This is a genomic window from Paenibacillus sp. FSL M7-1455, assembly GCF_038004655.1.
GTDB lineage: Bacteria > Bacillota > Bacilli > Paenibacillales > Paenibacillaceae > Paenibacillus_AQ > Paenibacillus_AQ cookii.
The window spans coordinates 4,923,539-4,941,611 of sequence record NZ_JBBORO010000001.1 but is presented as its reverse complement, the minus strand read 5'-3'; the positions used below and the strand labels follow the sequence as shown (position 1 = coordinate 4,941,611).

At 50.4% G+C, this 18,073-nt stretch carries 15 protein-coding genes, 2 pseudogenes and 1 CRISPR repeat array; of the genes and pseudogenes, 12 read left to right on the top strand and 5 right to left on the bottom strand.

Going from position 1 to position 18,073, the window contains the following annotated elements; translation table 11 throughout:
* Nucleotides 1–14: 14 nt before the first annotated feature.
* From NYE48_RS22695 to NYE48_RS22685, 3 genes and pseudogenes are all read right to left on the bottom strand, one after another.
* A pseudogene (locus NYE48_RS22695) lies at nucleotides 15–801 on the bottom strand (AraC family ligand binding domain-containing protein).
* 1 nt (nucleotide 802) lies between these two features.
* A complete protein-coding gene (locus NYE48_RS22690; protein ID WP_341000036.1) occupies nucleotides 803–1,399 on the bottom strand; it encodes a LysE family translocator in 597 nt (198 codons plus the stop codon).
* Nucleotides 1,400–1,765: 366 nt separating this feature from the next.
* Nucleotides 1,766–3,063: a CRISPR direct-repeat array (repeat unit 32 nt; unit sequence GTCGCATCCCGTGTGGATGCGTGGATTGAAAT).
* A gap of 385 nt (nucleotides 3,064–3,448) precedes the next feature.
* Nucleotides 3,449–3,532 (bottom strand): putative holin-like toxin, encoded by an 84-nt coding sequence (locus tag NYE48_RS22685; RefSeq protein ID WP_220687457.1) that lies wholly within the window; start codon nucleotides 3,530–3,532, stop codon nucleotides 3,449–3,451.
* Nucleotides 3,533–3,722: 190 nt separating this feature from the next.
* Between NYE48_RS22685 and NYE48_RS22680 the strand changes: the two genes are divergently transcribed.
* The 5 genes from NYE48_RS22680 to NYE48_RS22660 all read left to right on the top strand — a co-directional run bounded on the left by NYE48_RS22680 (nucleotide 3,723) and on the right by NYE48_RS22660 (nucleotide 8,780).
* Nucleotides 3,723–4,406 (top strand): response regulator transcription factor, encoded by a 684-nt coding sequence (locus NYE48_RS22680; RefSeq protein WP_036711444.1) that lies wholly within the window; start codon nucleotides 3,723–3,725, stop codon nucleotides 4,404–4,406.
* Between the two features lie 18 nt (nucleotides 4,407–4,424).
* A complete protein-coding gene (locus NYE48_RS22675) occupies nucleotides 4,425–5,459 on the top strand; it encodes a sensor histidine kinase (RefSeq protein ID WP_212950926.1) in 1,035 nt (344 codons plus the stop codon).
* A 231-nt stretch (nucleotides 5,460–5,690) separates the two neighbouring features.
* Entirely contained in the window at nucleotides 5,691–6,476 is a 786-nt protein-coding gene (locus NYE48_RS22670; protein WP_341000035.1) for an ABC transporter ATP-binding protein, read from the top strand.
* On the top strand, nucleotides 6,463–8,391 hold the full coding sequence (locus NYE48_RS22665; RefSeq protein WP_341000034.1) for an ABC transporter permease: 1,929 nt from the start codon (nucleotides 6,463–6,465) through the stop codon (nucleotides 8,389–8,391). Before NYE48_RS22670 ends, NYE48_RS22665 begins: the two co-directional genes overlap by 14 nt.
* 56 nt (nucleotides 8,392–8,447) lie before the next feature.
* Complete coding sequence (locus tag NYE48_RS22660; RefSeq protein ID WP_341000033.1) at nucleotides 8,448–8,780, top strand: YxeA family protein; 333 nt, start codon at nucleotides 8,448–8,450, stop codon at nucleotides 8,778–8,780.
* Nucleotides 8,781–8,934: 154 nt separating this feature from the next.
* Here NYE48_RS22660 and NYE48_RS22655 read toward each other — a convergent pair whose 3' ends face one another.
* A complete protein-coding gene (locus NYE48_RS22655) occupies nucleotides 8,935–9,300 on the bottom strand; it encodes a DoxX family protein (protein WP_212950931.1) in 366 nt (121 codons plus the stop codon).
* A gap of 378 nt (nucleotides 9,301–9,678) precedes the next feature.
* Between NYE48_RS22655 and NYE48_RS22650 the strand changes: the two genes are divergently transcribed.
* Complete coding sequence (locus tag NYE48_RS22650) at nucleotides 9,679–10,290, top strand: TetR/AcrR family transcriptional regulator (RefSeq protein ID WP_341000032.1); 612 nt, start codon at nucleotides 9,679–9,681, stop codon at nucleotides 10,288–10,290.
* A 104-nt stretch (nucleotides 10,291–10,394) separates the two neighbouring features.
* Here the strand turns inward: NYE48_RS22650 and NYE48_RS22645 are convergent, their stop codons facing one another.
* Nucleotides 10,395–11,900 carry an oligosaccharide flippase family protein gene (locus NYE48_RS22645; RefSeq protein ID WP_341000031.1) on the bottom strand — a complete coding sequence of 502 codons (1,506 nt, stop codon included), beginning with the start codon at nucleotides 11,898–11,900 and terminating at the stop codon, nucleotides 10,395–10,397.
* Nucleotides 11,901–12,123: 223 nt separating this feature from the next.
* Between NYE48_RS22645 and NYE48_RS22640 the strand changes: the two genes are divergently transcribed.
* The 6 genes and pseudogenes from NYE48_RS22640 to NYE48_RS22615 all read left to right on the top strand — a co-directional run bounded on the left by NYE48_RS22640 (nucleotide 12,124) and on the right by NYE48_RS22615 (nucleotide 18,072).
* Nucleotides 12,124–13,233, top strand: coding sequence for an amidase domain-containing protein (locus tag NYE48_RS22640; protein ID WP_341000030.1), 1,110 nt, complete (start codon nucleotides 12,124–12,126; stop codon nucleotides 13,231–13,233).
* A 337-nt stretch (nucleotides 13,234–13,570) separates the two neighbouring features.
* Nucleotides 13,571–13,861, top strand: a complete 291-nt coding sequence (locus NYE48_RS22635; protein ID WP_212950936.1) for an NUDIX domain-containing protein — start codon at nucleotides 13,571–13,573, stop codon at nucleotides 13,859–13,861.
* A 92-nt stretch (nucleotides 13,862–13,953) separates the two neighbouring features.
* A pseudogene (locus NYE48_RS22630) lies at nucleotides 13,954–14,346 on the top strand (class I SAM-dependent methyltransferase); the annotation flags it as partial.
* A 252-nt stretch (nucleotides 14,347–14,598) separates the two neighbouring features.
* Nucleotides 14,599–15,969 carry a DUF2399 domain-containing protein gene (locus NYE48_RS22625; protein WP_212950940.1) on the top strand — a complete coding sequence of 457 codons (1,371 nt, stop codon included), beginning with the start codon at nucleotides 14,599–14,601 and terminating at the stop codon, nucleotides 15,967–15,969.
* Nucleotides 15,945–17,366: a hypothetical protein gene (locus NYE48_RS22620; protein ID WP_445324043.1), complete on the top strand. Its 1,422-nt coding sequence runs from the start codon at nucleotides 15,945–15,947 to the stop codon at nucleotides 17,364–17,366. Before NYE48_RS22625 ends, NYE48_RS22620 begins: the two co-directional genes overlap by 25 nt.
* A complete protein-coding gene (locus NYE48_RS22615) occupies nucleotides 17,356–18,072 on the top strand; it encodes a hypothetical protein (RefSeq protein ID WP_341000714.1) in 717 nt (238 codons plus the stop codon). Before NYE48_RS22620 ends, NYE48_RS22615 begins: the two co-directional genes overlap by 11 nt.
* The last annotated feature ends 1 nt before the right edge of the window (nucleotide 18,073 follow it).

Sequence of the window (18,073 nt, the reverse complement as noted above, 5' to 3'; positions counted from 1 at the left end):
GGCGGAATAATAGGTCACATGTTACCTTCCACATAGGACAAATATTCGAAAGCCGTCGTGCCGTATACCTGTTTAAAATGCCGGTTCAGATGGGCCAGATCCACAAAACCGCAGCTGCTGACGCCAGATAAATGTCCTTATGCTGCTCGATCACCTGTTTTGCCTGCTCCACCCGGCAGTTCACGAAATACTGGTAAGGCGAGATGCCGGTGTTGGCTTTAAAAGCGCGGATGAATTGGTATTTGGACATCCCGAAGGCAAGGCTGATTTCATCCAGGCGAAGCACATGCTGCAGGTCGCTGCGCATCATTTCCTTGGCTTTTTCCGTAAAAGCCCGGTCCTTGATGTTCATCGGCTCCAAAATATCCTGGGATACATGCCCCGCGACTTTAAAAAGCAGATCGCTGCATAACGCTTCGTCCCGACCTTCGGAAATAGCCTGCGATAATTCCAGCAAGCTTTGCCTTAACCCGGCATGATACACGATCGGTTCTTTGAAGCGCAGCACGTCCTTTTTTCCGAGCGCCTGAGATCCGGATGAACGTAGACCATGACGTAGTCGATGCCCGTCCGGTCGTGGGCTTTTCCGTCATGGGTCTGCTCCGGATGAAACAACATCACGCCGCCCCGGACGGACGACTGCATGCTGCCTTCCAGATGGTATTGTTGGACCCCGCGCAGGGTAACCCCCATGGCGTATTCCTCGTGGCAGTGTTTTTTATAGGTAAAATCCGACAAGCTGGCGGACAGAGCCGTCATGCCTGCGGACTGTCTGTAGGTAAACCGATCTTCCAATGTCATGTCACCCCTTTGCAAGCTCCACGATCCCGGACACCATGACCGCAGAATAGACCAGAGACGATGCGAGGATGATATTGGTCGCTTTTTGGTATTTTTGGAGCAGTGTTTTTAACAGCTTACCAAAAACCGCCCAGGTTAGGTAGGCCAAAATCCCGATGAGCGAAACCAGCGCCACAAAGGCCGAAAGGACGAAGCCCGATGTATAGTAAGGCATGACGTAGATCGGGATCACCGTAACGGTAAACAAGACCACCTTGGGATTGAGAAACTGCATGCAAAATCCGGACATGAACGACGTTGCCTGTTTGGCAGCCGAACGGGACACATCCATCCGAAGGATTTTATAAGCCAGGTAAAGGATGAACAGGCTCCCGGCGATTCGAAGTCCGGCGAGCAGCACCGGCATGCGGGTCAGCAATTCCCGGTTTACCGTTACCGAGGCTGCGATCAGCAGCACAAAAGCCAAAGAAGATCCGGAAATGAACTTTAAGGCGTGTTTGAAACCGTTTTGATTCACCGTGGCCAAAATAACGATATTCGAGGGTCCCGGCGTGAAGGTGACGACGACGCAGTATAAGAGAAACGACATGATGTTCATGCTCCAAGGCTCCTTCAAGAATAAGTTTCTTGCATTATAGAGCCGAAAAGCCGATGGGGAATAGTACATTATTGCAAGGAGCTCAGGAGATAGATTTTTCGGGGATCAGCATGGTTTGGAGAAGGCACAATAGCTGTCCCGTACGGGTTATGCTAAGATAAAGAAGGAAGTGGTACCTTTTTACAGAGCGGTTTGGGAAGGTCTTTGGTGCGAATGTGAAGTGAACATGAATTCCCTGGGGGGTTCGCACCTAAAATATCTTGATACTACCCCTTTTCTGTAAATAAATGTTTATTCTATGGGGCGGGAAATGTTGTTTAATGAAATAAAGAGCCTATTTTGAGGGAAGTTCGCCTGAAAATCGGAGTCGCATCCTGTGTGGATGCGTGGATTGAAATGAAACTATTTACGTCCTTTGACCAGTTTTTAGACGTCGCATCCTGTGTGGATGCGTGGATTGAAATGATTTGGAGAATGCGTTTATTTTACATTCGAAACGAGTCGCATCCTGTGTGGATGCGTGGATTGAAATTTTGCAACCGCGATAACGGATATCCCGGCTAATAGTCGCATCCTGTGTGGATGCGTGGATTGAAATTGCTGACGTGCATTGGTTATGTTCCAGGCGTAATCCGTCGCATCCTGTGTGGATGCGTGGATTGAAATCGACCAGTCCTGCAACATTTACTCCTGCTCTTAGAGTCGCATCCCGTGTGGATGCGTGGATTGAAATGGTAGAGTATCTTACCAAGTTAGGGTTTAGTTACGTCGCATCCCGTGTGGATGCGTGGATTGAAATTATGGTACTACCGAGATATGTAAATTTCAAGACTTGTCGCATCCCGTGTGGATGCGTGGATTGAAATAAGTGGGCCGCCCGGATCCGCAAAGGCAATCGTCGTCGCATCCCGTGTGGATGCGTGGATTGAAATAATGATGACCCAATACCATCCGTACCCCTCCATGCGTCGCATCCCGTGTGGATGCGTGGATTGAAATTAACCGATCCGAAGGGAGAGCTCTACGATCGGAGTCGCATCCCGTGTGGATGCGTGGATTGAAATAACCTAAACTATTTACCGAGACAAGCAAAGAACTTGGTCGCATCCCGTGTGGATGCGTGGATTGAAATATTCAGATCAATTCTCAAGTCCCTGCCAAACACAGGTCGCATCCCGTGTGGATGCGTGGATTGAAATTAATAACTTCTAACCCTCCAACAGTATCGAATAGTCGCATCCCGTGTGGATGCGTGGATTGAAATACATGGGACCAAATCGAAGAAGCATACATGTCTAGTCGCATCCCGTGTGGATGCGTGGATTGAAATCTTGATTTCTCCGAGTTGACTTTGGAAAAATTCCACGTCGCATCCCGTGTGGATGCGTGGATTGAAATTCCATCTGCTTGTATTGTTTTAAGGCCTTGTCATCGTCGCATCCCGTGTGGATGCGTGGATTGAAATGTAGAGCGGACGACGAGGGTGTCCGCGGGTCTTGGTCGCATCCCGTGTGGATGCGTGGATTGAAATGAAAGCTGCGTCGCCACACCGACCGCGTGATTGAGTCGCATCCCGTGTGGATGCGTGGATTGAAATAGTCGATCCAACTCCGCCGCGACCGCCGGAATAAAGTCGCATCCTGTGTGGATGCGTGGATTGAAATTGGCCGAAATGAGCCGGACAAGCCCGGATCAGAAGTTGCGTCCTGTGTGGATACGGTGGATTGAAACATGGCAAAACGCCTTCCTACCGACCCGAATGGCGTCGCATCCCATCCGGACGCGTGGTTCAAAAAAATAAGCCGTCGTAGCTATTACCTCCCGTCCGGCCGCATTTTATACACGGGAAGATCACGCGAAACGGGTACGCTAAGAAATTTACGGAAGCCCCAACGGCCACGTACCTTGAGGTATATTTCTCCATATGCTAAGATAACAATAAAGAAGGGACCGTGCTGGAACACGATCCCTTGGTACAACAGCCGCTAAAAGAGCGGTCGGCTTCGGAGTTAAGTCGTGAAATAGACCGTTGTCCTCACCAAGGGCGGTCTATTTCTTTTTCATGTAGGTGAGCAGCGCCAAAATGAACATGCCAAACATGAACATTAAGGAGAGTGCATCTTTTACCTCCATGGGCATCACCTCCCTTCCGGGAGATTAGCCGACCGCCCTTAAAGCCGAAATGTTGCACAATCCATATTATACCATAGGACTCTCTTCGGAGGGTCTTTTTCTATTAAGGTAGGGTCCTTATTTTGTCTCGTATTTCAAATCACGCCCGCTATGATTTACAATACATGGTATGAAAGGGGACGGTACACCGATGGATATGAACATTTTTATCGTCGAAGACGACGCTCACATCTTTGAAGCCCTGAAGGACAGGCTGGAAAAATGGTCTTTGCGCGTGACGGGACCGGAATCGTTTGACGATGTGATGGGTTCTTTTGCCGATGCGCAGCCCCATCTGGTCGTCTTGGATATTCAGCTTCCGAAATACGACGGTTTTCACTGGTGCCGGGAAATTCGAGCGGTATCGAAGGTGCCCATCCTGTTCCTGTCCTCGCGGGACCATCCGATGGATATGGTGATGGCGATGAACATGGGTGCGGACGACTACGTCCAGAAGCCGTTCCATATGGACGTGCTGCTGGCCAAAATCCAGGCGATCCTCCGCCGGACGTACGCATACGGGGAAGAGGCGTCGGATATTATCGAGTGGAACGGCGCGGTCATCGACATGAAACGCGGCGTCATCCGCAAGGACGGCCAGGAGGCTGATCTGACGAAAAACGAATTTTTTATTCTTGCCGTTCTCGTCCAAGCGAAAAATGAAATCGTGTCCCGCCACGATCTGATCCGGAAGCTGTGGGAGGACGAGCATTTCGTGAATGACAACACCCTCACGGCCAACATGACGCGATTGCGCCAAAAGCTGGCGGTACTCGGGCTGGAAGAAGCGATCGTCACGAAAAAAGGGCTTGGCTACATGGCCATCACGTTATAAAGGAGGCGCGTCGGAGGGGTGTTTTTACGTTACGTGGCTTATAAGAAAAGCTGGATTTTTCTGTTTTTGGCGCTGCTCGTGTTTACCGATGTGCTGATTCTGCTCGACCATGGCATCGCGGTCCATGCCAGCTCCGTGATCTATTTGAACGTGTTGTTCCTGCTCGTCTTTGCCGTGTTTTTGATTTGGCGTTACAAAACGGAAACGAAGTATGCGGCGGCGCTGGCGGCACGAAGCCAAGAGATGCACGAGGATTGGCTGGAAACGTTGCCGAAACCAGCCTTTTATCCGGATGAGGTAACGAACGACATTTTGCGTGCGGCGGATCTTTTTTACAGGAGAAAGCTATCCGACGTGAAGCAGGCGCAGCTGATCGAAAATGATTTTACCTCCTCCTGGATTCACGAAGTGAAAGCGCCGCTGACCGCGATGAAACTTACGATCGACGCCAACCGCAGCGATCCGGCGATCCGGAAAATCGAAGCGGAGTGGCTGCGGATCCATTTGCTGATCGACCGGCAGCTCCATATGGCGCGCCTTCCGTCCCTTGAGTCGGATTACGTGCTGGAGCCGGCGTCCGTGCGGCGGCTTGCCGCGGAGGAGGTGCGCGACCTGGCTTCCTGGTGCATGGAGAAAAACATCGCGGTCGAATTCGAAGGCGAAGACGCCGAGGTCGTGACCGACCGGAAATGGTGCCGGTTCATCCTCCGCCAGCTGCTGACGAACGCCGTCAAATACAGCCCGGAGGGCGGGATCATCGTCATCGGGACAAGCGTCACGGAGAACGGGAACGCCGTCCTGAACATGAAGGACGAAGGGCCGGGCATTGCATCGCACGACCTGCCGCGCATTTTCGATAAAGGCTTCACGGGCGGGAACGGCCGAATCCAAAACGCGGCGACGGGCCTCGGGCTGTATCTCGCGCAAACCGTCGCGTCCAAAATCGGAATTACGCTTCAGGCGCAGTCGGAGCCGCCAAACGGGACGAACATGCGCATGATTTTTGCGGCTAAAAACGAGTTTGAGGCGATCCGGAGAGGGATGCTGACATAGCCCCAATCCGTGTTTCTTTCGAAGGGAATATCCCCTTCCGATGTTCCCCATAATGGAATCTATACGAGACAAGACAAGCAGCCGGGTACGTCCTGACTGCTTTTTTTGATTGTGCCGCAGCGCAACATGACGATATTGTCACCTTGCCCTGCCGGCCTGTCATCCAAAACGTGCGACAAGACCCGGCGGTCGAAAGTACAATGAGGATACAGCCAAACATGGAGGTTCGCTATGAATGACATAAATTCGCAAAAAACGGTGCTGCACGCGCAGAACGTCCGCAAAACCTACGGTTCCAAAGGCAGCGCCCAACAAGTGTTAAAAGGCATCGATCTTCGCGTCCTGGAAGGGGAATTCGTGGGCATCATGGGTCCTTCCGGGTCGGGGAAAACCACCCTGCTGAACGTGCTGGCGACCATCGACCGCGCGACGGAGGGGACCATTCGGATCGACGACGCCGACGTTTCGAAAATGAAGGATGCCGAGCTTTCGGCTTTTCGCCGCCAAAAACTCGGATTCATTTTTCAGGATTACAACCTGCTCGACACGCTCACCGTGAAGGAAAACATTCTGCTTCCCATTTCCCTCAGCAAAATGGACAAACGAATGGCGGAAGAGGAGTTCAACATCATCGCCGACATTTTGGGCATCAAGGAGCTGGCGCATAAATATCCGCATGAATTATCGGGCGGGCAAAAACAGCGCACGTCCGCCGGCCGCGCCCTGATCCACCGGCCCTCGATGGTGTTTGCGGACGAGCCGACGGGGGCGCTGGATTCCAAATCGGCTTCCTCCCTTTTGGGAACGATGGAAGACCTGAACCGGAAACGGGACGTCACCATCGTCATGGTCACGCATGATCCTGTCGCTTCCAGCTACTGCAGCCGGGTCGTGTTCCTGAAAGACGGACAAATTTACTCCGAGCTGTACCGCGGGGACAAAACGAGGCCGTCGTTTTTCAAGGAAATCATGGACGTGCAGGCCGTGCTTGGGGGGGACAACGTTGACGTTATTTGAACTGGTCATCCGCAGCATTCGGAAAAACATCAAACATTATTACCTGTACTTTTTTGCGCTCATTTTCAGCATGAGCCTGTATTTCGTCTTTGCGACGCTGCAGCATGATTCGTCGATCGTGGAGCGGATGGGCGCGGACGTGAATTTTGCAACGTCGTTCCGGGTGGCGGGAATTTTGCTGCTCGTCATCGTCGCCATCTTTACCATATACGCCAATAGCATTTTTCTGAAGCGGCGCAGCAAGGAGATCGGTTTATACCAATTGATCGGCCTGTCGAAGCTGGGCGTGGCCCGGTTTTTGATCATCGAAAACATGCTGCTCGGCCTGGGCGCCCTTCTGCTCGGTATCGGGTGCGGCGCGCTCGTATCGCGGCTGTTTCTGCTGATTCTGATGAAGCTGCTCGGCTTCGACGTCATCGTCGGGATCGCCTTTTCGGCCGCGGCGGCGGTGCAGACGGTGATCGTTTTTGCCGCCTTGATCATTTTCACTTCCATCCAGATGACGCTTACGGTTTACCGCAACACGCTGCTTGAATTGTTTAACGCGGAACGCCAAGGCGACCATCCCAAAAAGCCGAAAACCGTCGTCGCCGCGTTTCTTGCCCTGCTTGGCATCGCGCTGATCATTTACGGCTATGACCTGTCGGGGCATATGGTGAACGACATGCTGTTTTTTAACATGCTGTTGGTGCTTCTTTCGACGATCCTGGGCACGTATCTGCTGTTCCGGGTGACGATCGGGTGGCTGTTTTACCAGTTTCGGAAAAGAAAAAACGGGCATCTCGGGCTGCTGAACAGCTTGTCCCTTGCACCGCTCATGCACCGGATGAAAGCCAACGCCAACTCGCTCACGTTGATCACGGTGTTGTCGGCGATGACGCTTACGATGGTGGCGCTGGCCTACTCGCTTTATTTTTCGGCGGAAAGCGATACGCGCATCTCGCTGCCGTACGATTTTGTGTTCGAAAACAAAGAAAAAGACGCCAAGTCGTTCGGCGCGGAGCTGGAGAAGGCGGGCATCCGGTTCGATCATCAACCGGTTGACGCGGTGCGGCTGAAGGGAACGATCCGTGATTTGCAAGGCAAGCCGGAAGAATCGACGCAAGGCATGTTGTTCCTGCCGGCGGAGCAGCTGCAAAAAGCAGGCATGAAGGTGAAAGTGCCGCCGAAAGGCGAGGCCGTGCTGTATGATGCCCGGGTGAACCTCGAAGGAAGAACCGATAAGGAAGGCATGGGGTTCCCGAAGGAAATCGTGCTGGGCAAACGCGGGGAAACGAAAATGCGGCTGACGAACCTCGTCGTGCAATACGTCATGAACTTCAACGTTTACGGCGCCCAGCTCGTGACCTCAGAAAACACCGTGCAGGAGCTGGCGAACAACATGCCGGGATCTCCCGGATACGAAAAAGTCCGCTTGGATACGTACCAGGTCCCGGGCAAAGCGGAGCGTGCCAAGGCATCGGCCCTTTACGCCAAATACGTGTCGAAGGACGATTTCGAACCCGATTTTCATACGCAATACGAGGGGGCGCTTCATTCGCTCGGGTTGTTGATGTTCATCTCGGCCTTCCTCGGCCTTGTGTTCCTCATTTCGACGGGCAGCATCCTGTACTTCAAGCAAATGACCGAAGCGGAGCAGGAGAAAAGAAGCTTCAAGACCTTGCGGCAGCTCGGCTTTGACGTGAAGGACATCATGAGGGGCATCGTACGCAAGCAGCTGTTCGTGTTCGCGATACCGCTCCTGATCGGCATCCTGCATTCGATCTTTGCCGTCAAAGCGGCGTCCATCCTGGTGCTGTCCGACATCACCGTACCTTCGGTGATTGCGATGGCCATGTACGCCTTGATCTATTTTGTGTTTGCGGTCCTGACCATCGGCTATTATAGGAAAATCGTCAAAAACGCCATGTCCTGACAGACTGAAATCAAGCAGATCCATGATTCAACCATGGGAAAAGAGGAGGAACCATCATGAAAAAATTCGGCGCAGTTGCCGCTTTTATCATCGTCATTTTCGCAGCATTTTTCGTTTTTTCGTACAAAGACGTCGTCGATCGCTTCAACCCGTTCATCACCAAAGAATATGTCTACGTCCAGGTCAACAAACCTTCGGAACCGGACGACGGCCGATTCAAGTACAACCTGACCGGGTACAATGCCGAGGGCAAAAAGAAAGACGTGACGTTTACGTCCAGCGTCGATTTAAAGCAGGGGGTCTATTTGAAGGTGATGGCGAAAGGAGCGTACGTGCAGGAATGGGAGCAGGTGAAGAAGGAGGATTTGCCGAAGGGCATCGGGTTGTAAGGTAAATGAAGATTAGATCCAAACAAGATTAGATAAAAAAAGGTTAGAACAGCAGAAATAGCGTGGAAAGCACTCGGCGGGTTGCCGGGTGTTTTTTGCGTTGGAGCGGAATAACCGGGAGCCGCAGCCGCAGGTCCCGGCGTATCGATCGTGATCATAAAAGGTTCATGATGCCGTCCGCATTCATAAGGGTTACAACGACGATAAGCGCAAGGAACACGACGGGCTGCACCGTTTTGCCGAACGAATCTTTAACCCTGATATGCGCAAAAAACGCGACCAGCATCGTAATACCAAGCCAAATGCCGCCCCATGCAACGGCCTCTGCATACCAATAGCCGATGATAAGCACGGCCGCTCCGGCCAACTGAACCAGGCCCGTGATGACGCGGAACCATTGAGGCAGCTTCAAACCGTTGAACACATCCACCCAGTATTTGGCCCCCGCGATCTTCGCGGATCCCGAAAAGACATAATAGGCGATCAGCAAGCTTTGAAGAACAATCGATAAGACGGTCATGGGAATTCCTCCATTGTTTGTTTTTTTAAATCCATTTTGGCCACCCGAATATCGCTCCCTTGCACCATGCAAATTCGGGATGAACCGATTAAAAATCGGTTCCTTCTATTTCGCATTGATGTTCGCGTTGACCGCGGAGTTTGCAACGCTCTAGCGCATCACAGCCCCTTTCAAGACCATTCGGATTTTCCCTGCCTTTAGCGAAGCTACGCGTTTGTTCCCATCGCCACCTTGTAGCAAATATTGGTTACTGACTACATGGTAAGTTATAATTTTACTCTCGTCAATTATAATTTTATATTTGTCAAATTAAATTTGACAGCAGTTCAGTAAGAGGGTAGGATGATATTAACAGACTTGGGATGGAGGTACAGCCGAGTGGGAGAAATACGCAACGCGGAACGTACGCAAAAGAACATTCTTGAAGCCGCAAAACGCGAGTTTTTCGACAAGGGCTTCAAGGGGGCGCGGATCGAGGCGATCGCGGAAAACGCCGGGGTGAAGAAGCAGCTGATCTATCATTACTTCAAAGGGAAAGCGGAACTGTTGGAAGCCGTTTTGGCGTATTCGGCGACGAGCGAACCGGAGTGGGTAGCCCAGGTTCCAGACGATCCGCTCCATATTGCGGAGCACCGTTTCAGAGTCAACAGCCAGGCGAGGGCGGACTTCATTAAGTTCAGCGCTTGGGAAGCGCTTGAGGCGCGAGCCGAGCAGACCTCATGGAATAAGGGCGGGGAAATCGCCCTGCAATCCTATGCGTCGTACTGGAAGGCCCAACAAGAAAAGGGGATGGTGCCGCCGGATCTCGACCCTGAATTTGTGGCGTTGGCGCTGACCGCATTAACGACGTATCCGATCATTTTCAGCAGCATCACGCAGATCATGACCGGCCTGGAGTCGAGCGACCCCGAATTTCAAGAGAGATGGTCGGCGTTTCTTACCAAGGTAAGCGGGCGTTTGTTGGAGTCGTCTGAGCAGACGGAAGCGTAAACGTGCTGAATCGTCAAAGCTTTATCTATTCTTCGCGATAGATAAGGCTTTATTTTTGCTTGTTTCCATGCGTAGAGCCCTCATCGGCCCTCCCCCTTCATGGATTATTTTTTCCGGAATCGGTACAGGATGTAAAAAACCATATTGACGGTAAAAAACAACAGGCTTACGGCCGATCGGAGAGCCGACGACGCCAGGCCGATGTGCGCCAGAAAGGCATCCAATGGAGCATGGAGAAAGGGAATCAGCACCAGAAACAGCGAGACTTTAAACAAGTGCCCGATGGAAAATGCACCTTTGCACTGTTTACGTAAAACGATGGCATTCCAAAACAATGGAACAAGTTCGAATAGGAAGATGCCGATGGCCGCGCCGGCGTAACCGAACCCGGGAATGGCCGTTAAGAAGTATGCGGCAATCACGGAACAGGCAAGGCCGAAAAGAGAGCCGATAAAGGGCCCTTTCTTTTGGTCGGTCGTCCATAAAATCGTCGTCGTCAGCTCCCTCATCCCCGCAATGATCGGGGCAAAGGACATCCAACGAATGGCCGCGGCCGCAACTTCGTTCCCAAAAATGAGCCTGGAGAGCTCGTCCGCATGAAAGAAAAGGATGATGGCAGAGCTGATCCCCCATAACCACCCGATTTCCAGGCATATGTTCGAGCGTTCTATAAAATCTTTCCTGTTGTTGCTTTGCCAACCGGCTGACAGCTTCGAGGCAACTGTATAGGATAAAGCAGCGGTCACAATGGTAGGCAGGTACACGATGATCGATGCCATGCCGAATATTTCCCCGTAAACGGCGAGTGCACCCGAGTGGGTAAGTCCCGCGATCTGCAGTCGCCGAGGGATAATCAGCGCATCCAGAAGATCGGCTGCCGGGGAAATTAAACGGGTGAACATAATGGCAAGGGATGACTTCACGAAAAGAAAGGCTTCCGGCCCAAGGACGAACCAGCGTAACGTGGACGTTTTCCCCGCATTGATCGGCGCCCCCTCTTGATTTTTGTATCGCAAAACCCAAAGAAAACATACTGCGGCCACGCCGCCTGTAAAGGCTCCGAACGCCGCTCCGCCGGCCGCTGCATGAATGCCGTATTTCAGCCATAAAACCGCCAATAATAACATCGTACCGGCGCGCACCGCTTGTTCGACGAGTTCGGAAACGGACGCTTGCAGGTAAGACTCGATCCCTTGCAAATAACCGCGGTACAGCTGCAGTAACGGAATCACCGCGAGCGCCGGCGCAATGCAGCGGATGGGAAACGCCAGACGGCTGTCCCCGAGATAATAAGCAACATATGGGGCTATGGCGTAGTGCAGGGAACCGGAACATACACCCAGGATCAAAAACGGGACAACCAGCCGGTTGAAAAGTTGCAGGCCGCGCGCCGCGTTTTTCGCCGTCATGAGCGCCAGCGATGTAGGGAAGCCGCCCACGGTGAGCGTAAGCGCGAATCCGAAGATGGAGTACACGATCTGATAAATCCCTGTTCCTTCCGAGCCGAGCAGCCGAAACAACGGGATGCGGGCCGCAAGCCCGATGGCTTTCACCAGAAAAATGATGCTTGTGCGCATCACGGTTTGTTTAAGGACGGAAGGAAGCGGCATCTTTTCACCCCAAAAAACGTTGTCCCAAAATTATATGAGCGAAACGGCGAAGGTAGTCCCCATGGGTGGCCGAAACTTGTCTGAAACCAGGATATGGAATTCGAACCTCAAAGGATATTTCCATTCTTCATGGGAAGCATAAAGGTTGATTCTCAAAAGGACATTCAAGGATTTTTAATAAAGCCCTGACGCTTAAATAACCTTGATAAGGGAGATTTCCGCTGTGTTACGACTGTTTTTGCTGATTGGCATGTCTTTGATCCTTTGTTTATCGCCATCGGATGCTTATGCCCTTTCCCCCGAGCAGGACGATGATAAAGAAAAGATGATGCCGTTTTTGGAGCAATTGTACCAAGACCGCAACCGCTTGCTCATTGATCAGCAGCCGACGACGATCGAGAAATATTACGACCTGTCCGAGTCCGGGGGCCGCTACGCTTACCAAATGGAATTAAAACGCGCAAAATACGTTCACGCATGGATTGAAAAACGCGGACTTCGGCTGATCGCCGCAGACCCCCGCATCCGAATCGCCCGTTTGAAGGAAGTCGGGGATCAAGCCGTGCTTTCTTTGGTCCAATCCACCAAAATTTCTTACGGCTACAAGACGTCGTCCGTTCCCCCGCAATCCTTTGGAATCGGTACCCGGCATGCCCTTATCCTGAAAAAAACGAGCGACGGATGGATCGTTAAAAAGGAGTGGTACCTCGATCCGCTTGAAGAAAATCCGGATTTGATCCCGGATTCCCCTCCCGGCTTTCCGCATCTGTCGCCCGAACCCGAGGCGGCCAAAAAAGAAGGCAGATACAAGCGGGAACGCGCCGTCGCTTACGCCAACAAATATGCGGGACTGGCTTGGGGAGCCGGCAATAACAATCGGTACAACCGGAATTATAGGGATTATACGTCTCTGGGAGGAGACTGCACGAACTTCGCATCCCAGGTGCTTGGCGATAAAAAGGAAGGCGGCGGATTGCCGATGTCCGGCATTTGGGGATATCGGGGAGGCGGAAGCCAGGCCTGGGTGCAGACGGATGCCTTCCAGCGCTTCTTGTTTTACTCCGGATACGGCCGCCAGATTGCCAAAGGGACATTTGAAGAAATTACGCGATCCGGCGACAAGCATCCCCATGGCGCGATTGCCAAGCTGCAGCCGGGCGATCTGATCGGCTACGAGCTGAAAGGGGACACGGACCACTTTTCGGTCGTCGTCGGGAAGGACGCGAACGGCTATCCCCTCGTGAACTCCCATACCGCCGACCGTTATCGCGTACCATTCGATTTGGGATGGGATCAAACGACGAAGTATATTTTGATTCATGTTAGGGATTAGGGGGATTGCTGGGGTTAGGGATGGCGGTGGCTTGAGTGGAACTGCATTTAGTTTTTTACGAGATACAAAAACAGGCTCAGGAACCGATAATTAATCACTTCGTCCAGAGCCTTTTTTAACATCATTCCCCGTGAGGGTCTTTAAAGGACTTTAACGGCTTCTTTTGATTTCATCCAGCGTTTTCCCGTTTTTATCCTATTCTTATTCCTCTTGGTGACCCGTCAGGTAAAATATAAAATTGTAAGCTCTGAAATAGACGCTTTGACAATATGGGATAATAATATAATAGTTGTTAGGAGAAAGATGAATTGAGCTATTAACCAAGGAGGTCCCCCCTTTGATCCAAGTCGCCGCAGCCATCATCGAAAACGAGCAAGGACAAGTCCTTATCGCCAGAAAAAAGCCCGGCAAACCGCAGGCAGGCCTGTGGGAGTTCCCGGGAGGCAAGCTGGAGTCCGGAGAATCGCCAATCGACTGTCTGAAACGCGAGCTCCGAGAGGAAATGCAAATCACAATCGAGCCTTCATCCATCAAATCAACGCTGAAACAAGCATATGACAATCATGCTGACCTCAGAAACGCTGCGGAGCTGGAGGGTGGAAGGCCGAGGAGCGGGACAATGTGCTGAATGCGTTCCAGTCGAATGATGTGCACAGCGTTCTAGAAATCGGCGCGGGTCCGGGGCGGGACAGCTTGTTTTTTTAAAAGCATGGGTTTGATGTCATAGCCGTAGACTTATCCGAAGAAATGGTCCGTTTATGCAAGCAAAAAGGGCTGAGAGCAAGGGTGATGGACTTTTATCATCTGGATTTTACGGATCGCTCCTTTGATGCGGTGTACGCCATGAATTGCTTGCTGCATGTGCCGAAAGCGCAGCTGCCCGGCGTGCTCGCGGAAATCAAACGCGTTTTGAAGCCCGGCGGATTGTTTTATTTAGGGCTTTATGGAGGGATGTCCACGGACGGCATTTGGGAGCAAGATACGTTTGAGCCGAAGCGATATTTTGCCATGTACCCGGATGAGGACATCAGCGGATCATCCAAATCTATTTTCAAATGGAAAACTTCCATACCCGTGATAGCGGCGAAGGAAGCCCTCATTTTCAAGGGATGACTCGACTATGATCATGACGAAGGCTTGTTTATCGTCGGCTGGTCCAACATATCGCTTTCGTCCTTCAAAATGGGCTTCGAATGGAATTTGGCCATGAATGAAAAATTCATTGGTATCACTGTCGTTAATTAGTAGCTACCCGATATTTCCCGCCTGAAAGGGCGGGGTTCTTATTTTCCAGATATCCTCCCGCCTCATTTCCTTCACTATGCTACAATTAAAATAAATTACATTTATAAAGGTTCGTTGTTTATGATCATAAATCAATTTGAAGAAATTAAAAAATTCATTGAAAAATACATCTTAAAGAAAGGCGAGCAGATCGAACCCGTTGGCCTGGATACGGCTGAAAGTATTACAGAAGGTAATCTTCATGAATTAACTATCGTAAAAAGAACCGTTAAAACCTATCGAAAGACGGGGATGTTGATTGTTGCTGTTAGTTATGAGGATGAGTCACAGTTACCCTCAGAGAAATTGCTTGAATGGAGCGTCGGAAGGAAAGCTGATCTTAAGGAAGATTCGAATACCTTCACTTGGTTAGAGCAGGGTTGGATTATGAAAGAGTATCGTTTCAAACAAGACGGCAGAACTGCGGAAAGAATCAGTTACCGTATGGGGCTTCGTTTGTTTCAATATAAGCAGGGGGTTATTGACAATAAAAGAGAGGCTGAAGACCGGCAGTGGTCTGAATTGCGGCAAGCGCTTAGGAACGAACTTGATATCCTTAAAACTCTTGAACCTGCTCATTCAGATACTTCTTCTTGGCTTCCGGAGCGAAAGGAAAATATAACGTCTTTAATTTCAGTGTTGGATGCGCTATTTCAACATCATCTCTTGGATGACTTCAGTTCTTCTCCTGAATTTCCGGCGAGTTGGACAAGAAAAAAACGCTTCGTGTTCATGCATTTCTTACAGGCTTTTATCCACTTGTCTGTTCGTAAGCAATTTTTTGACTGGAAAGAGATCGGAGCTTCCTATGAGCGGGGCATCGGGGGGTCTAAAACCTTTGATTCCCACAAGCAGGATTTTCTAGGTCTGGTCGAAACCTGGGCATCCTGTCCGTTACCTTTGCTAGGGTTGAATAGTCTTGGACAGATCACGCCTATTTATTTTACAGGTCCGATATCGGGCAGGTACTCGAATTATTTGGCTGGGCCCGTCTACGCTTTAACAGACCTGGCTGTATATAAAGATGACTATTCGACCTCAGCCGGTACACTCTGGCTTGCGGAGAACAGAGCAATTCTGACCAGATTTGCAGCTGCAGAGGAATTTGTCCAAGACAGCGGCTTATTGGTTATCGGAGTAGACGGTCAACTCAGAAGCGCGCATGCCCGTCTGATTCGGCAGTTGCTTCAAGGAGATTCCATCCAGCAAGTGATCATATGGACTGATTATGATGAATCCGGTCTTGTCATTGCCAGTCATCTGACATCGGTTGTAAAAGGGGCGAGTAAAGAACGAATCACAATGAAATGGATATGCCATGATCACTCGATCCTGACCCGGTTTGAAGAATACGAGAATTATATGAACGAACTGCTGATGAATGGTGAGCGTACAGAACAAGAGCTGATTTTGGGGAGTGAGACGGATTGGAAGAAATGGATCGAATGCTGATCTCGGTATTCGACAAAGACGAAACGGTTCCCGAGCTATATCAATCGATGCGGGATATCAGTTATCTTGCAGGTGTATTCAACGATCTCGGTACGCATCAATGGTTGACGCCGGGAGGGATATTCCGATTTCTGCGCATCATACAGCTTCTAAATGAGGAAGCTTTGGGCCTGGCTGAGCCAATTGAAAATACAGATACATTATTCTATCGTTACAGAAATAAATACACAGATCCAAATCCTCCAACCCAAAAGCAGATGGAGCAAATCATCAATATTTTGGTGAAATACAACTGGTTATCCAAACAGTCTAGGCAGATCAAGCTGCGCGATGCAGGGAAACGGATGATGGATGCTTTGGTGCGGCTTGCCAATGACTCATTGGCCTATTATATGCACGACGAGATTGGACGTTCTTTGTTTCAAGCAAGGCGAGACGCAGAAATCAGCGAAGCCTACGATGATCATGGCATTTCCGGCGGGAACAAGATTGCCAGCATGATTCGTAATGTCGAGAATGCCATCCAGTTGCTCAAAGAACGAGAGCTTGAAATGCTGGCCGATCGTAATGCATTGCCACAGTTAGAGCTGATTCACGAGTTGATGAAGGAGCTGCAGGGCAAGCTGGAGGAGCGTTACCGGCAATTTCAGACGTTGGAAGATAGTCTGGTGTTGACTACTTTGATGCAAAAGGGAACCTCTGTATTAGCGGAAGGCACAAGTCTTAGTCTTGGGATGACGAATAAATATTTAAAATTTGCCACGATGCGGGAAACAGTGCTTTCATCTTATATTCAGCCTGAGAAGGTACGTGAATTCATTATCAAAATGTATAATCCGCCTGTTGATTCTGACATTCCAAATCCTTACCAAATGCTAAGCTTCATGGAACAGGATCAGTACGAGGGCGAGGCATTGGATGGGCTATGGATTCCAATCAAGTTTGCAGCTCCTATTTCTGCGGCTGATATTTCGGATTCGGTTCATTACTTGGAGAACTATGAGCCCAAGGTGAAACCTCTGGAAGAAGAGGGAGAAATGATCGAATACAAACTTGAGCAAATTTCTGCAGATGAGCTGCAGCAGTATATAGGAGACACCACCTGGCTGATGACGAAATCCATGATCCGCACCGAAGAGGTCGAACAATATCTCGATCAATATGATGAGGCGGGGATGGAGCAAATCATGATCGAAGCCGCGGGCCCGCGCTGGTCAGACGCCATCAATTCCTTGGCGGCTGTTTCAGCTCTTATTGGCAACGACAAGGTTTGGATGAATAGAGCTGGATCAGAACTTCAGCAGTGGCCCGACAAGGTCTGGAATTGGATCAATCCGAAGGATCGGGAATGGACGATTAAAAAAAGAAAGCCGGGAGATTTGCATGATGAATCATGAGGAAATGAGGAAACAGAAGGAAGATCGGGTAGAGCCTGCGGAGAATCAGGCGGCAGAGAGTCAAACATTGCAGGCTTTACAGGGATTAAAGGGAGTTCTGACACCGCAGGAAGAGCTGGTATTTATGAATATTTTGTTCTCCTCATCTGCAACTTTACGAGGGGGCAACTTTGGTTTGTCCAGAAAGGAAGCCGAGAAACAATTGGGCACTGCAAGTGATAATGATGCTCTTGATTCTTACATTATTAGGGTTAACCAGGCAGTAGGGAGATATTTCAAATTGATTTATGACGACCGACGGGATCAACTGATTGTTATGATGAGGGTTCCTGCTAGAACTGCAAGAACCACTTTGTCTGAAGAAAGTCTGGCGCTGCTGCTATATATCTTTTATCAGCAAGAGGTGCTGCAGCATGAGTACACCCTGTTTGATCAGCTGCTGCATGCACTTGGACATGAAACGACGAAAGCCAATCAGAAGCTGCTGAATAATCTGGATGCACTAAAAAAAATCGGAGCCATTGAGGAATATAGCGACAATGAATTTTCGAATGAACGAGCATATCAGTTGACGGCTATCGGAGCAAATCTTTTCTCGGATTCATTCCTACGGCGAACAGCTGAATTTAGTCAGTCCAATCAGCTGAGCAAAGAGGAAGTGCTCAAGTTCTTCAGACGTTACAATTTACACACCGGAGGGGAATAAG

Coding starts and splice junctions, on each gene's coding strand:
- NYE48_RS22670 (WP_341000035.1), top strand. CDS start 5,691: ATGAATGACATAAATTCGCAAAAAACGGTGCTGCACGCGCAGAACGTC.
- NYE48_RS22625 (WP_212950940.1), top strand. CDS start 14,599: ATGATCATAAATCAATTTGAAGAAATTAAAAAATTCATTGAAAAATAC.
- NYE48_RS22685 (WP_220687457.1), bottom strand. CDS start 3,532: ATGGAGGTAAAAGATGCACTCTCCTTAATGTTCATGTTTGGCATGTTC.
- NYE48_RS22680 (WP_036711444.1), top strand. CDS start 3,723: ATGGATATGAACATTTTTATCGTCGAAGACGACGCTCACATCTTTGAA.
- NYE48_RS22660 (WP_341000033.1), top strand. CDS start 8,448: ATGAAAAAATTCGGCGCAGTTGCCGCTTTTATCATCGTCATTTTCGCA.
- NYE48_RS22690 (WP_341000036.1), bottom strand. CDS start 1,399: ATGAACATCATGTCGTTTCTCTTATACTGCGTCGTCGTCACCTTCACG.
- NYE48_RS22615 (WP_341000714.1), top strand. CDS start 17,356: ATGAATCATGAGGAAATGAGGAAACAGAAGGAAGATCGGGTAGAGCCT.
- NYE48_RS22645 (WP_341000031.1), bottom strand. CDS start 11,900: ATGCCGCTTCCTTCCGTCCTTAAACAAACCGTGATGCGCACAAGCATC.
- NYE48_RS22655 (WP_212950931.1), bottom strand. CDS start 9,300: ATGACCGTCTTATCGATTGTTCTTCAAAGCTTGCTGATCGCCTATTAT.